Origin of the sequence: Amycolatopsis sp. NPDC059027, from assembly GCF_042739735.1 — a bacterium.
Taxonomy (GTDB): domain Bacteria; phylum Actinomycetota; class Actinomycetes; order Mycobacteriales; family Pseudonocardiaceae; genus Amycolatopsis.
This window is the reverse complement of record NZ_JBHYIK010000024.1, coordinates 82584-96960: the sequence shown is the minus strand read 5'-3', so window position 1 is coordinate 96960 and position 14377 is coordinate 82584. Positions and strand designations below refer to the sequence as shown.

Here is a 14377-nt window from a genome sequence, read left to right as displayed (position 1 = left end):
CGGCACACACGGCCCCAGAACCCTTAGCGAGAAAACCTCCTTGAGGGACTCTGATTCCCTCAATGTGGCATTCACGGACCATGGCGGTGCGCTTCAGCGGGCGCGGGCGACGCGGCCTTCGTCCCAGACCGGCTCCGGGGTTTCGCGGACGACGCCGTCGGAGCCGAAGACGAGGTAGCGGTCGAACGACTTGGCGAACCAGCGGTCGTGGGTGACGGCGAGGACGGTGCCTTCGTAGGTTTCGAGGCTGTCCTGCAGGGCTTCGGCGGATTCGAGGTCGAGGTTGTCGGTCGGCTCGTCCAGCAGGAGCGCCGTGGTGCCCGCGAGTTCGAGCTGGAGGATCTGGAACCGCGCCTGCTGGCCGCCGGACAGCTTGTCGAAGACCTGGTCGCCTTGCCGTTCCAGCTCGTAGCGGCGTAGGACGGCCATCGCGGCTCCGCGGTCCTTGGCGTGTTCGGTCCAGAGGATGTCGGCCAGCGTCCGCCCGGTCAGCTCCGGGTGGGCGTGGGTCTGGGCGAAGTGCCCGGGGACGACCCGGGCGCCGGTCTTCCACACGCCGGTGCAGGCGACGTCCTCGCCCGCCAGCAGCCGGAGGAAATGCGATTTGCCCGAGCCGTTGGAACCGAGCACCGCGACCCGTTCGCCGAAGAAGATCTCCAGCGAGAACGGTTTCATCAGCCCGGTGAGTTCGAGGTGTTCGCAGGTGACGGCGCGGACGCCGGTGCGGCCGCCGCGCAGCCGCATCCGGATGTCCTGCGGCCGCGGTGGTTCCAGCGGCGGGCCCGCTTCCTCGAACTTCCGGAGGCGGGTCTTGGCGGCCTTGTAGCGTGAGGCCATTTCGTCGCTGCGCGCGGCGTACTGCTGCATGTCCAGTACGAGGCGTTTGAGCTGGGCGTGTTTCTCGTCCCAGCGTCGCCGGAGTTCTTCGTAGCGGGCGAAGCGTTCCTTGCGTGCCTCGTGGTAGGTGCCGAACCCGCCGCCGTGCATCCAGGCGTCGCTGCCCGCGGGGCCGGGTTCGACGCTGACGATCTTCTCCGCGGCTCGGGCGAGCAGTTCCCGGTCGTGGGAGACGAAGAACACGGTCTTGCGCGTCTCGCGAAGCCGGTCTTCGAGCCAGCGCTTGCCCGGGACGTCGAGGTAGTTGTCCGGCTCGTCGAGCAGCAGGACTTCATCGGGGCCGCGGAGCAGCGCTTCGAGGACCAGGCGTTTCTGTTCGCCACCACTGAGCGTCCGGACGAGGCGCCATTGGGCTTTCTCGTAGGGCACGCCGAGCGCGGCGGTAGTGCAGACGTCCCACAGCGTCTCGGATTCGTAGCCGCGTGCTTCGGCCCAGTCGGCCAGTGCCTGCGCGTACTTCATTTGCGCGGCTTCGTCGTCGACGGTCATGATCAGTTCCTCGGCGGCGTCCACCGCGGCCGCGGCGTCCCGGATCCGTTGGGGTGCCACCGAAACCAGGAGGTCGCGGACGGTGCGTTCGTCGCGCACCGAGCCGACGAACTGGGCCATCACGCCGAGCCCGCCGGAGACGGTCACCGACCCGGCGTGGGGCTGCAGTTCGCCGGACAACAGCCGCAGCAACGTGGTTTTCCCGGCGCCGTTGGGCCCGACGAGCGCGACGACCGCCCCGTCGGAGACCCGGAACGAGACGTCGTCGAGCAACGTCCGCCCGTCCGGCAGGATGTACTCGACGTGCGCTGCCTCCAGATGGCCCATGGTCGCGGAGTGTAGTGACCGGGCCGCCGGAACGCCCCCGATTTTCAGCTCGGCGCCACGGCCTGGCGGACCAGTTCGAGGGGATGCACGGCCTGCCGCCGGGTACCCTGCGCGATCTGCTGACGGCACGAAACCCCGGTGGCGGCCACGAGCGTTCCCGCCGGTTCCGCGTTCACCGCCGGGAACAACCGCAGTCCGCCGACCCGCATCGACAGGTCGTAGTGCTCGGCTTCGAAGCCGAAGGAGCCCGCCATCCCGCAGCACCCGGCGTCGAGTTCGACGACCTCCGCGCCGGGGATGCGCCGCAGCAGCCCGACGGTGGTGCCGGTGCCCACCAACGCCTTCTGGTGACAATGACCGTGGAACACGATGCGCCGCCCCGAAACCGGCGAATCCTCCCGCAGCCGCAGGCCACCGTCGTCGATGGCTTCCAGCAGAAGGTCTTCGACGAGGGCGGTGTGCTCGGCGACGAGCCTGGCATCGGCGTTGTCCGGTTGCAGCGACAGGTGTTCTTCCTTGAGGCTCAGCACACACGACGGTTCGCAGCCGACGATCCGCGCGCCCCGCCGGACGTGCGGGGCGAGGTCGGCGGTCATCTTCGCGGCCAGGCCGGTCGCCTGATCGAGCAGCCCCTTCGAGATGCTCGCCCGCCCGCAGCAGCCGGAGTTGTGCAGGCGCACGGACCAGCCGGCCAGCTCCAGCAGTTCGATGGCCGCCCGTCCGATCGCCGGTTCGGTGAAGGTGGTGAACGAGTCGGCGAGGAAGACGACCTCGCCGCGCGGTGCCGGGTTCGAGGCCGCGCGGCGGCCGCGATGCCAGCGGATGAGCGTCTGTCGTGCGAAGCGCGGAAGCGGGCGATGCCGTGTGACGCCGAGGTATCGCTCGGCCAGCCCGCGTGCGGGGCCGAACCGGCCGGGCAGGTTGGACACCGGCGCGAAGGCGGCACCCAGCCGGTTCAGCCCGCGGATCCCGGCGAACAGCTTGGCACGCAAGGGAATCCCGTGGATGCTCTGGTAGTGCGCGAGAAACTCGCTCTTCAACGACGCCATGTCGACCCCGAGCGGGCATTCACTCTTGCAGGCCTTGCATTCCAGGCACAGGTCGAGGATCTCGTGCAGGCGTTCGTCGCCGAGCGCGGCATGCGGGTCCGGTGTGGACAGTGCCTTGACGAGCGCGTTGGCGCGGCCCCGGGTGGAGTGCTCCTCCTCACGAGTGGCCATATAGGACGGACACATCACGCCGGTGGTGGTCTTGCGGCACTGCCCGATGTTCATGCAGCGGTCGGCGGCGCCGCGCATGCCGCCGACGACCTCGAAGTCCAGCCGCGTCCGGATCGGCCGCGCGGCGGGCAGGGCGACGTCACGCAGGTGCGCGGTCATCGGCGGGGCGTCGACGATCTTGCCCGGGTTCATCCGGCCTGCCGGGTCGAAGAGACGCTTCACCGTCCGCATCGCCTCGTACAGCTCGTCGCCGAAGATCGACCGGTTGAACTCGCTGCGGGCCAGGCCATCGCCGTGCTCACTGGAGTTCGCGCCGCCGTATTCGGCGACGAGATCGCGGATCTCCTCGGCCACCGCCCGCATCGTCGCCACTTGGCCCGGTTGGGTGAGATCCAGGAACGGCCGGATGTGCAGGCAGCCCACCGAACAATGGCCGTAGAGCCCGGCGGTGAGGCCGTGCCGGTCGAGGACACCGCGGAATCGCTTGACGTACTCGGGCAGGACTGCCGGATCCACGGCGGTGTCCTCGACGAACGCCAGCGGCCGCCGCGCGCCGACGCTGGCCGCCATCAGCATGCCCAGCCCCGCCTTGCGCACCTTGAGCACCTCGGCCTGTACCCCGGGGTCCACCGCGCGCAGCACGTGATAGCCGTGGCCGTGCCGCCGCCACAACGCGGTCAGCCTGTCCATGCCCGCGAGAGCCTCGGCCTCGGTGTCGCCGTGGAAGGTGACGAAGAGCAGAGCGGCGGGCTCCCCTTCGAGCATCGTGCCGAGTGCGCGATATTCCACGCGCTGCCGGGAGAGTTCGAGGATCGTGCTGTCCATGAGCTCGACCTGGTGTGGTTCACAGGCGAGCGCGTCCTCGGTGGCGGCGATGGCCCCGGCGACGTCGGCGAAATGCCCGACGGCGATCACGCGGTTCGCCGGTTTGGGGACCAGCCCGACCAGCGCCTCGGTCACCGTCAGCAGCGTGCCCTCGGAACCGACCACGAACTTCGCGAGGTCGAAAGGCTTGTCCAGCAAGCGATCCAGCCGGTAGCCACCCGCGCGGCGCCAGAATTTCGGGTAGTGCTTGGCGATCGCGCCGGCGTGCCCGGTCACGAGATCCGGGAGTTCGCGGTAAAGCCGTGCTTCGAGGGAATCGCCGCGGGCGCGCAGTGCGCGTTCGGCCTCGGTCACCGGCAGCAATCGTGCGCGAGAGGCGTCCGACAGCACGGTGTCCAGCGCCTGTACGTGGTCGATGGTCATGCCGTACCGCATCGAACCGCTGCCGGCGGAGTTGTTGCCGATCATGCCGCCGAGCGTGGCGCGGTTGCTGGTCGAGGTGTCCGGCCCGAACATCAGGCCGACCCCCGCGGCGGCGCGGTTGAGGTCGTCCTGCACCACGCCCGGCTGCACCACCGCGGTCCGGGATTCGAGGTCGACGTCGAGGATCCGGTTCATGTGCCGGGAGAAATCCATGACGACGCCGGGGCCGACCGTCTGCCCGGCGAGGCTCGTGCCCGCCCCCCGGGCGAGTACCGGCACGTCGAACTCGGCGGCCGCGGTGACGACCGCCTGCACGTCGCCGTCGTCGCGGGGAAAGGTCACGGCCGCCGGTTCGATGGCGTACATGCTCGCGTCCCCGGCGTAGAGGCTCCGGGTGTAGGCGTCGACACGCACCTCGCCGGACAGGTCCCGGCCGAGCGCGGCGGCGAGGTCCCGGGACAGCGGTGTCGCGTCGGTTTCCGGCTGGTGCCCCATCGAACCTCCAGAAATTTCACTGTATGAAAACAAAGTTTCATAGAACGACTGCCGCTGAACGTAATCCCGGCCCGGCCTGGCGTCAACGTCTCGGGAGCAAGGCTTGACAGGGCGCCGCTTCGAGGTTCAGTCTTTCACGGTGTGATATGAAAGTTTCATCTAGTGAAAACTGGAGGCCGGGTTGGCACCCCACACCGGGCAGCACTTCCTGCAGATCCCCGGACCCACCAACGTCCCCGACCGCGTGCTGCGTGCGATCGCGGCCCCGACCATCGATCACCGCGGTCCCGAGTTCGCCGCGCTGACCACCGAGGTGCTGGAGGCGGTCAAACCGGTCTTCGGCTGCTCCGGGCCGGTCGTGATCTATCCGTCCTCCGGCACCGGGGCCTGGGAGGCCGCGCTCGTCAACACGCTCTCGCCGGGCGATCGGGTGCTCTGCTGGGAAACCGGCCATTTCGCGACGCTGTGGTCCGAACTGGCCGGGAAGCTCGGCCTGGAGGTCGACTTCGTGGCCGGGGACTGGCGGCACGGCGTCGACCCCGAGGCGCTGGCCGAGCGGCTGCGCGCGGACCGGACGCATGCGATCAAGGCCGTCATGGTGGTGCACAACGAAACCTCGACCGGGGTGACGACCAGGATCCCGGAGGTACGTGCCGCGCTCGACGACGCGGGCCATCCCGCGCTCCTGCTGGTCGACACGGTGTCCTCGCTCGGCTCGATCGACTACCGCCACGACGAATGGCGCGTCGACGTCACGGTGACCGGATCGCAGAAGGGCCTGATGCTGCCGCCGGGTCTCGGCTTCAACGCCGTCAGCGCCAACGCCCTCCTTGCTTCCCGGACCGCGCGGCTCGCTCGGTCCTATTGGGACTGGGAGCCGATCCTTCTGGCCAACGAACGCGGCTACTTTCCTTACACACCGGCGACAAACCTGCTCTACGGGCTCCGCGAATCGCTGCGCATGCTGGCGGAGGAGGGATTGGCGGCGGTGTTCGCCCGGCATGCCCGGCACGCTGAAGCCACCCGCCGCGCGGTGCGCACCTGGGGTCTCGAGCTGCTGTGCCAGGACGAGCGCGAGTACTCGAACTCGCTCACCGCCGTCCTGCTGCCCGAAGGCCACGACGAAGCCGATTTGCGCCGCGTGATCCTGGAGCGGTTCGACATGTCACTCGGCGCGGGGCTCGGCAAGGTCGCCGGGCGCGTGTTCCGGATCGGGCATCTGGGCCACTTCAACGATCTGATGCTGGCCGGCACGCTCGGCGGCGTCGAAATGGGCCTCCGGCTCGCCGGGATACCGGGCAAGCCCGGCGGAGTGACCGAAGCACTGGAATTCCTGGCGCACTCCTGAAGATTCCGACCGTCCTCATCGGACACATCCGGTACCGGCGTCACACGGTCCAAGGCTGCACCGACGCGCCGGTACCCGCTGAGCACCGCTGTGCAGCCTCCCCGTGCCGGAGGACCCATGTATCGGCAAATCATCGATCCGCTGGGCTCGCTGCCGCTGTCCGCGCTGGTCGCCGCGATCCCGCTCGCCATTCTGTTGCTGTTGCTCGGAATCTTCCGGCTGAAATCCCATTGGGCCGCGTTGGCCGGACTGGCCGCCGCGCTCGTCGTCGCGGTCGTCTGCTACCGCATGCCGGTCGTCCCGGCCATCGCGGCGGCGGGAGAGGGCCTGGCCTTCGGGCTGTTCCCGATCGTCTGGATCATCCTGAACGCGGTGTGGATCAACAAACTGCAGCAGGAATCCGGGCACTTCGCGATCGTCGGCCGGGCGTTCGCCCGGATTTCGGCGGACTTCCGGATCCAGGCGATCCTGATCGCCTACACGTTCGGCGCGCTGATCGAGTCGCTGTCCGGGTTCGGCACCCCCGTCGCCGTCACCAGCATCATGTTGATAGCACTGGGTTTCACGCCGATGAAGGCGGCCGTGGTCGCTCTGTTCGCCAACGCCGCGCCCGCGGCGTACGGTTCGGTCGGCAACCCGATCACCGCGCTGGCCAAGGTGACCTCGCTGCCGGTGCACGACGTCGGCGCGATGGTCGGGCGGCAGTCTCCGTGGGTGGCGTTCCTGGTTCCCTTCGTGCTGCTCGTGATGGTGGACGGCAAACGGGGCCTGCGCGAGGTGTGGCCGGCGGCGCTCGCCGCGGGCACCGGGTTCGCCGTCGGCCAGTTCCTGTGCTCGAACTTCTTCACCTACGCACTGACCGACCTGATCGCCGCGGTCCTGTCCGCGCTGTGTGTCATCGTCGTGCTGCGGCTGTGGTCGCCGCGGCGGCCGCTCGCCATCGACGGCGCTTCGTGCGCAGAGGCGCCGCTCGAAAAGGATGCGTTCCCGGACGTCTTGCGCGCCTTCAGCCCATACGCTCTGCTCACCGTTCTGTTCGCGTTGGTCGAGTTGCCGGGGCCGGTGCACCGATGGGCGAAGGATCTCGGCACGTCCTTCGCCTGGCCCGGTCTGCACATTGTGGACAGTCGCGGTGCGGTCGTCGGCGCGACGCGGTTCGACTTCGGCTGGATGACCGCACCGGGCACGATGCTGCTGCTGACCGGACTGCTCACCATGGCGATCCTGCGGGTCGGGCCGCGCCGCGCGGTGCGGTGTTACGGGCGCACGCTCGTCCAGATCCGCTGGGCCGCGGTCACCATCAGCTGTGTCCTCGCGTTGGGGTACCTGATGAACCTGTCCGGGATGGCGACCACGCTGGGCTATCTCCTCGCGGCCACCGGCGCCGCGTTCGCGCTGCTGTCGGCGCCGCTCGGCTACGTCGGGGTCGCCGTGACCGGTTCGGACACCGGGGCGAACTCGTTGTTCGGGGCGCTGCAGTACGCGGCGGGCGTGCGGACCGGGATCTCGCCGATGCTGCTGGCCGCGGCGAACAGCACCGGCGGGGTGCTGGGGAAGGTCATCGCGCCGCAGAACCTGGCGATCGCGGCCACCGCGGTGGGACTGCCCGGCAGGGAAGGTGATCTGCTGCGCAAGGTCGCCTTGTGGAGCCTGATTCTCCTGGCACTGCTGTCGCTGCTCGTCGTGGCGCAGTCGACGGTGCTCGGCTGGATGGTGGTCGGCGGTTGAGCGGGTCAGCCCGACTGTCGCACGGTCTCCGCCGGGTCGAGCGCGGCGGCGAAGCGCTCCGCGATGTCCCGCATGCCGGTCACCAGCTTCCGGCGGGTGGTGACCGGCATCCGCGAGGACGGCCCGGACACCGACAGCGCGGCCGGTCCCGCGGTCGAGGCCACCGGGACCGCGACACAGCAGACGTCGTCGGCGCGTTCGCCGTCGTCGAGCGCGTATCCCTGTGAGCGGACTTCGCCGAGCAGGGCCAGCATCTTCTCGAGGTCGGTGATCGTCGCCGTCGTGACGGCGGGCAGTCCCGTTCTGGTCAGCAGCTCGCGGGCCTCGGACGGGGGCAGCTGGGCCAGCATCGCCTTGCCCGCCGAGGTGCAGTGCGGCATCATCCGCGCACCGGCCTCGGTGAACATCCGCACCGGATGCGGCGACGGCACCGAGGCCACGCACAGCACGTCGTCGCCGTCCAGCACGGTGAGCTTGGCCGTCTCACCGGAGAGCGCCACGAGTTCGCGCAGGAACTCCTCCGCGGTGCGCCCGGCGGCCCGGGTGCCCGCCGACGCCAGCCGCCGGGCCCGTGACCCGAGCACGTACCGGCGGGGACCGGCCTGACGCACGTAACCACGCCCCTGCAGGGTGCGCAGCAGCCGGAGGATTGTCGGGGCGGGCAATGCCGATCGCGCACTGAGTTCGGTCAGGCTCAAGCTGTCCGGCGCGGCGGCCAGGATCTCGAGGATGTCCAGCGACCGCTCGACCGATCGCACGGTGACGCCCTGCTCTGCCTTGTCCGCCACCGCTTACCTCCCCTCACCGCCGACTCGCCGTCCCGGAATCGTAGCCGTCAGCGCGGGGGAGCGGCCGGAGCATCGAGGATGCGGTGGAGCAGTTCGTCGACGGCGGTGTCGGCTTCGGCCGCCGCGGCGGCCGGGTCGTCGGCGCGGGCGATGAGCATGGCGATTTCGTTCATGCTCGCCAGCAGCGCGTGCGCGAAGAACACCACGTGGCCCGGGGCGAGGTGTGCCGTGTCCGCGGCCGCCGTGAGCGCGACCTTGACCTGGCGGAGCACGCGGCGTTCGTCGAGTTCCCGCCAGCGCTGCCAGCCGAGCACCGAGGGCGCGTCGATGAGCACGATGCGATGCACCGCCGGGTCGGCGGTGAGCCGGATCCAGGCGCGGCAGCCCGCGCGGAGTGCCGACACCGGGTCCGGCGCGTCGCGCGTCGCGGCGGCCATGCTTTCGCCGGTGTGGTCGTAGACGGTGTCGAGCACGGCGGCGAACAGCGCGTCCTTGCCGCCGAAGTGGTGGTAGAGCGCGCCGCGGCTGACTCCGGAATCCTGCAGCACGGCCTCGATCGAGGTCCCTTCGTAGCCGCGTTCGGTGAACAGCCGGGTGGCCACCGCCACCAGGTGCTCCCGGGTCGCCTGACCGCGTTCCGCCTTCTTGTTCACGTGCCGACGCCTCCATCACGATTGACATACCGACTGTCGGTCTGGAATAACTAGACCGACAGTCGGTATGGACTTCTGGGAGGACCTTAACCATGGACGTGCGCGAGCTCGAAGCTCACCGCCACCGCGTGTCGACCCGCTTCGGCGAAGTCAGCTATCTCGACGTCGGCACCGGCCCCGCCGCGCTGTTCGTGCACGGCGTCGGCACGAACGCCCGGCTGTGGCGGCACGTCGTCGCCGCCTCGGCCGGGCAGCGCCGGTGCGTCGCGTTCGACCTGCCAGGACACGGCCATTCACCGGTGCACGCGGATCGCGACCTGTCCCTGCGGGGACTCGCCGAACTGGTCGAGGAGTTCTGTGCGGCGCTGGAACTCGCCGAGGTCGACCTGGTCGCCAACGACACCGGTGGCGCCGTCGCCCAGGTCTTCGCCGTCGATCATCCCGCGCGGCTGCGCACCCTCACCCTCACCAACTGCGACACCCACGACAACCTGCCGCCCGAGGCGTTCCGGCCCACGGTCGAACTCGCCAAGCGGGGAAGGCTCGCCTCGCTCGCCGGGCCGCTCGTCGCGAATCCCGGACTGGCCAGGGCGGGAACCTACGGCGCCGGATACGAACATCCGGACCAGGTCGACGACGCGGTTTTCCGCGACTACGTCACGCCGGTGTTCGGCACCACCGAGGCCGCTCGCGGCTTCGAGCGGCTGCTGACCTCCCTCAAGGCCGACGATCTGGTCGCCATCGAGCCGGAGTTGAAGAACCTCCGGGTGCCGACGCTGATCGTCTGGGGCACCGGCGACGAGAACTTCGAGACGCGCTGGGCCTACTGGCTGCGGGACGTCATCCCGGGCGCCCAGGAGGTGATCGAGGTCGAGGGTGCGAAACTCTTCTTCCCCGACGAACGCCCGGACGACCTCACCCCGCATCTGCACCGGCACTGGGCCCGCACTCTCCCGCGGTGAGCGAGGATTCCGCGTCGACGGTCCTCTGTGGACGGACGCCGTGGGTGGGCGGTGCGTGTCGCGGGGGGAGGGGGTCAGCGGCACACACCGCCCGGTCCGGGCTCCCGCTCCGCGGGGACGTGCGGAGCGGGCACAGGCGAGACCACGCCGGGGGGTCTTCGTGACGGGAAAAGGCGCCGTTCCTGGGCGGGTTCACCCGTTTGCCGGGAAGGGGTCGCGCGGGTCACAGGCTGAACAGGATCCCGCGCACGATCACCGCGGCGACGAACACGAGGGTGAAGGCCAGGTCGAGCGAGATCCCGCCGAACCGGACCGGCCGCGCGACCCGCCGGACCGGTGCGATCACCGGCTCGGTCGCCGCGTGCGCCAGCCGCCGCGCGCGCCGCACCCATGGCGGGCTGTCCACCACCGCGCCCGCCCAGTCCAGCACCATCCGCCCGATCAGCACGATGATGAACAGCGTCACCACGAACCCGAGCAACGTTCCGAGAAAACCCATGGTCGTCCACTCCCGTCGGCACCGTGTCCACGGCAGCTCTGCGTGCTGCCGCTATCCGGACAACGCGGACACCCGGCCGAAAGTGCTCGGCACGGGAGATTCACAGCCGATCCTCAGGCGCGGGACGACTTCCGGGTGACCGGCCGTCCTCCCTTCGACGGACGACGGCGGCGCGGCGGCGTTGCCATCATCCAGCGGTGGACGGATTCCGGAAGACCCTGACCGGCGTACTGGTGCTGTTGCTGCTCGGTACCGCGGCGCCCGCGGCCTCGGCCGAGGCGCCGTCCGCGCCCGCCCGGCAGGCCGACGCGGCCGGCACCCCGGTGCTCGCCTGGAGCCCGTGCCGCGAGCCGGGGCTCGAGCGGTACCAGTGCGCTGTCGCCGAGGTACCGCTCGACTACGCGCGTCCGCACGGGAAACGGCTGCCGCTGGCGGTGCTCCGGCAACCGGCCGCCGATCCCGCGCGGCGGATCGGCACGTTGTTCACCGCGGTGGGCGGGCCCGGTGGTTCGGGACTCGACGCGGCCAAGCGCGGCACCCTCGCCGACGGCGAGCTCGCGCGCCGGTTCGACGTGGTGACCTTCGACCAGCGCGGGATCGGCCGCAGCCGTCAGGTCCGGTGTTTCGCTTCGGCCGCCGAGCAGAACCGGTTCTGGGAAGGCACCGCGCTGCCCCCGGCGAACCCGGCCGAGGAACGGCTGGCCGAACGCACCAGCAGGGCCCACGCGCGGGGCTGCGCCGAGCACGACGCGGAACTCGTCGGGCACCTCACCACGGCGGACGCCGCGAAGGACCTCGACCTGCTGCGCCGGGCCGTCGGAGATCGGGAGATGACCTTCAGCGGCGGCTCGTACGCCAGCTACCTCGGCGAGGTCTACGGCGCGTTGTTCGGCGACCGCGTCCGCGCGCTGCAGCTCAACGCGATGATCGACCCGGACGGCTACACCAATCGCACGCTCGAGACGTTGTGGCGGCGTTCGGCGGGCACCGTGGAGGTGCTGAGTGAATTCGCGCGATTGTGCACCGAGGCCGGTGCGGCGCGGTGCCCGGTCGCCGGGGACACCCTCGCCCGCGACACCGCCGTGCTGGACAGACTGCGGCGGGGGCCCATCACCGTGGGACGGGGCAAGGAAGCGCTGGAACTGCGGTACGCCGACGTCGTCCCGGTGCACGCGCAGCTGCTCTACGACACCCGGGAAGGCTGGCCCGCGCTGGCCGAGCTGATCGCCGGACTGGAACGCGGGCCGGACGGCGATCCCGCGCCACTGCGGGAGATCTACCGCGTCACCGGTTTCCGGCTGGACTTCCTGGACTCCTTCACGGCGATCTCCTGTGCGGACAACGCTTTCCCGCCGGTGCCGGGAGCGTGGCCCGCGCTGGCCCGCGCGTTCGACGCGTACGCGCCGGACTACGGCAGGCACTGGCTGTACTCGCTGCAGGCCTGCGCGTCCTGGGCGGCGCCGCCGGGCGGCTATCCCCAGCGGTATCGGGGACCGTGGACGCTGCGGTCCCGGACGCCCGCGCTGCTGATCAACAACCGGTACGACCCGGTCACGTCGGTGGCTTTCGCCCACGACGCCCGTCGCCAACTGGGCAACGCCCGGCTGCTCGTCGTCGACGGGCACGGGCACAACCCGCTCGGCAGTGCCTGCACCGACCGGCTGCGCGAGCGGTATCTGCTCGCCCTGGAACTCCCGGCCCCCGATGCCCGATGCGCCCCGGACCATCGGCCGTTCGAGACGCCGTAGCGCCGGTGTCTCGCCGGGCGGCCCGCGATCTGGGACAGTCGCCACTGACGACGGCGAGACGTTAGCGTGGGGGAGAAGGAGGCACGATGACGGAGTTCCCGGGAGCGCGCGGAACTGTCCACTATCGACAGTGGGTGCCGGAGCGGCCCAAGGCGGTGGTGGTGTTCTTCCACGGGCTCGGCGAGCATGTGGGCTCCTACGAGGTCTTCGCGTCGGCGCTCGGCGCGGCGGGTTACGCCGTCTGGGCCGCCGACCACGCGGGACACGGCCGCAGCGAAGGCGAGCGGGTGCGCGTCGACCGGATCGACGACCTGCTCGACGACGCGGGCACCCTCGTCGGTCTCGCCGCTGCCGCACATCCGGGCCTGCCACTGGTGCTCGCCGGGCATTCGCTCGGTTCGACCGTCGCCACTCTGCTGGTCGCCGAGCGGCTGCTGCCCGCCGGGACGCACCCGGCGGCCCTCGTGCTCGCGGGGTCCTCGCTGGTGCCGGTCCCCGGCAGCGAGAACGGGCTGGTGGCGCTGCTCGCGAGCGGAATCGACCCGCTGGACCTCCGGAAGGATCCCAGCGAACTCAACCGCAACGAGGCCGTGGTCGAGCAGATCCGCACCGATCCGCTGACCTGGCAGGGCGGTCTCCGGCACGAGACGCTGGCGGCGCTGGGCGAAGCCGCGCAACGGGTGGCGGCCGTCCTTGCCGCCGGGACGTTGTCCCTGCCGGTGTTGCTGCTGCACGGTGAAGCCGACGACCTCGCCCCCGCACAGGGCGCGGAACTCGCCGCTCAGCGGCTGCCCGACGCCCGCGCGAGGATCTTCCCCGCCGATCGCCACAACATCCTCAACGAGATCGACCGGGACGCCGTCTATCGCGAAGTGACCGCTTTTCTCGACGAAGCGGTGCGCTCGGGCGCGCCCACCCCCTGAACATGGCCCGTGCCGCGGATGCCGTGAAGGACTCCTTACCGGCGTTCAGCGCCGTGAAGGAGTCCTTCGCAACCCAGCGCATCGAGTGTCCACAAAGGACTCGACGGCGGGCGCGGAGGGGTCCCGGGCCGTCGGGCTAGCGTGCGGCGCATGGCTTGGCTGCGCAGGAAGAGCGGTGACGGTTCCGAGGTCCCGGCGCGGATGCCCCCGGCCGTCGACCCCGGCGGTACGGAGCGGTTCGCGGAGCGCGTGCGGGAGCTCAGCCAGGCGGGCAGGCACGGCACGCTCACTCAGGTCTTCGACTACCTCGAGCTGTTGCGCGGCAGGCAGGACCTGCCGCTGTTCGCCGGGGTGAGCGGCAGGGCCGCGATCCTGCTGTGCCTCTCCGGCCGCATGCGCGCGAACCTCGACGGCCTCGACGAGCTGGTCCGCCGCAAGGGCGCGCGCCTGTACCTCCAGGGGCACCGTCTCAGCCGGTTCGGGATCGTGCGGGCGGTCCTGGAACTGCCGGAATACGAGCTGATCTTCGAGGCGCCGCTGACACTGGCCGACGGCGACGTGCAGGAATTCGTCTCCGCCGCGTACCAGAATGAAGCCGTCGAAGTGCACCTGACCCATGCGGCCGGGGCGCGGCCCGCGCGGTTCGCCTGCCGGGCCGCCGGGATCCGGCCTGTCGTGGACGCCGCGCTGGAGGCGGTGCGCGGTCTCGACCATCCCGCGACGCTCGCAGAACAGGCGACCTCCGCCGACGAGCTGGAAGCCCGGTTCCCCACGGTCGGCGACGGGCTGACCGGCCGGACCCGCGTCCGGCTGACCGTCACCGGAACACCGGACGGCGTGGTGACCATGGTGGCAAGACACTGAGCCGTAGGACGCTTCAGTGCTTTCGGTGCTGTGGAGGCGTCCTTCACGGCCCCGAGCCTGGATCCGTCGATCCGCCACGGTCCTTGTGTCGGGGGCGCACCGCTGGGCGCGCGCAAAATAGTGGCACGCTCCGAGGGGCACCAGAGAGGGCGCCCCCCCCCGCCCCCCCCCCACCCCCCCCCCCCCCA

11 protein-coding genes are annotated in these 14377 nt (G+C 70.6%); 6 read left to right on the top strand and 5 right to left on the bottom strand.

What is annotated here, in order from left to right; genetic code table 11:
- Positions 1-93: 93 nt before the first annotated feature.
- Positions 94-1713 (bottom strand): ABC-F family ATP-binding cassette domain-containing protein, encoded by a 1620-nt coding sequence (locus ACFWY9_RS18675; protein WP_378339361.1) that lies wholly within the window; start codon positions 1711-1713, stop codon positions 94-96.
- 44 nt (positions 1714-1757) lie between these two features.
- Positions 1758-4676 (bottom strand): FAD-binding and (Fe-S)-binding domain-containing protein, encoded by a 2919-nt coding sequence (locus tag ACFWY9_RS18670; RefSeq protein WP_378339360.1) that lies wholly within the window; start codon positions 4674-4676, stop codon positions 1758-1760.
- Between the two features lie 181 nt (positions 4677-4857).
- Here ACFWY9_RS18670 and ACFWY9_RS18665 point away from each other — a divergent pair, with 181 nt between their 5' ends.
- A complete protein-coding gene (locus ACFWY9_RS18665) occupies positions 4858-6024 on the top strand; it encodes a pyridoxal-phosphate-dependent aminotransferase family protein (protein WP_378339359.1) in 1167 nt (388 codons plus the stop codon).
- 117 nt (positions 6025-6141) lie between these two features.
- Entirely contained in the window at positions 6142-7752 is a 1611-nt protein-coding gene (locus ACFWY9_RS18660) for an L-lactate permease (protein ID WP_378324914.1), read from the top strand.
- 5 nt (positions 7753-7757) lie between these two features.
- Here the strand turns inward: ACFWY9_RS18660 and ACFWY9_RS18655 are convergent, their stop codons facing one another.
- Together ACFWY9_RS18655 and ACFWY9_RS18650 are read right to left on the bottom strand one after the other, a co-directional pair.
- Positions 7758-8540, bottom strand: a complete 783-nt coding sequence (locus tag ACFWY9_RS18655) for an IclR family transcriptional regulator (protein ID WP_378324915.1) — start codon at positions 8538-8540, stop codon at positions 7758-7760.
- A gap of 47 nt (positions 8541-8587) precedes the next feature.
- On the bottom strand, positions 8588-9193 hold the full coding sequence (locus ACFWY9_RS18650; RefSeq protein WP_378339358.1) for a TetR/AcrR family transcriptional regulator: 606 nt from the start codon (positions 9191-9193) through the stop codon (positions 8588-8590).
- A 92-nt stretch (positions 9194-9285) separates the two neighbouring features.
- Here ACFWY9_RS18650 and ACFWY9_RS18645 point away from each other — a divergent pair, with 92 nt between their 5' ends.
- Positions 9286-10155: an alpha/beta fold hydrolase gene (locus tag ACFWY9_RS18645; RefSeq protein WP_378339357.1), complete on the top strand. Its 870-nt coding sequence runs from the start codon at positions 9286-9288 to the stop codon at positions 10153-10155.
- A gap of 223 nt (positions 10156-10378) precedes the next feature.
- Here ACFWY9_RS18645 and ACFWY9_RS18640 read toward each other — a convergent pair whose 3' ends face one another.
- Positions 10379-10654 carry a YggT family protein gene (locus tag ACFWY9_RS18640; RefSeq protein WP_378324919.1) on the bottom strand — a complete coding sequence of 92 codons (276 nt, stop codon included), beginning with the start codon at positions 10652-10654 and terminating at the stop codon, positions 10379-10381.
- Between the two features lie 197 nt (positions 10655-10851).
- Between ACFWY9_RS18640 and ACFWY9_RS18635 the strand changes: the two genes are divergently transcribed.
- The 3 genes from ACFWY9_RS18635 (at position 10852) to ACFWY9_RS18625 (ending at position 14189) form a co-directional block, all read left to right on the top strand.
- The gene (locus ACFWY9_RS18635; RefSeq protein WP_378339356.1) at positions 10852-12402 is read left to right on the top strand and encodes an alpha/beta hydrolase; all 1551 of its coding nucleotides are present in this window, start codon (positions 10852-10854) and stop codon (positions 12400-12402) included.
- 86 nt (positions 12403-12488) lie between these two features.
- The gene (locus tag ACFWY9_RS18630; RefSeq protein WP_378339355.1) at positions 12489-13325 is read left to right on the top strand and encodes an alpha/beta fold hydrolase; all 837 of its coding nucleotides are present in this window, start codon (positions 12489-12491) and stop codon (positions 13323-13325) included.
- A gap of 150 nt (positions 13326-13475) precedes the next feature.
- Positions 13476-14189 carry a hypothetical protein gene (locus tag ACFWY9_RS18625; protein WP_378339354.1) on the top strand — a complete coding sequence of 238 codons (714 nt, stop codon included), beginning with the start codon at positions 13476-13478 and terminating at the stop codon, positions 14187-14189.
- Positions 14190-14377 lie beyond the last annotated feature (188 nt).

What these genes read in the sequence shown, in the direction of transcription:
- ACFWY9_RS18675 (WP_378339361.1), bottom strand. Translation starts at nt 1,713, where the DNA reads ATGGGCCATCTGGAGGCAGCGCACGTCGAGTACATCCTGCCGGACGGG.
- ACFWY9_RS18670 (WP_378339360.1), bottom strand. Translation starts at nt 4,676, where the DNA reads ATGGGGCACCAGCCGGAAACCGACGCGACACCGCTGTCCCGGGACCTC.
- ACFWY9_RS18660 (WP_378324914.1), top strand. Translation starts at nt 6,142, where the DNA reads ATGTATCGGCAAATCATCGATCCGCTGGGCTCGCTGCCGCTGTCCGCG.
- ACFWY9_RS18645 (WP_378339357.1), top strand. Translation starts at nt 9,286, where the DNA reads ATGGACGTGCGCGAGCTCGAAGCTCACCGCCACCGCGTGTCGACCCGC.
- ACFWY9_RS18640 (WP_378324919.1), bottom strand. Translation starts at nt 10,654, where the DNA reads ATGGGTTTTCTCGGAACGTTGCTCGGGTTCGTGGTGACGCTGTTCATC.
- ACFWY9_RS18630 (WP_378339355.1), top strand. Translation starts at nt 12,489, where the DNA reads ATGACGGAGTTCCCGGGAGCGCGCGGAACTGTCCACTATCGACAGTGG.
- ACFWY9_RS18625 (WP_378339354.1), top strand. Translation starts at nt 13,476, where the DNA reads ATGGCTTGGCTGCGCAGGAAGAGCGGTGACGGTTCCGAGGTCCCGGCG.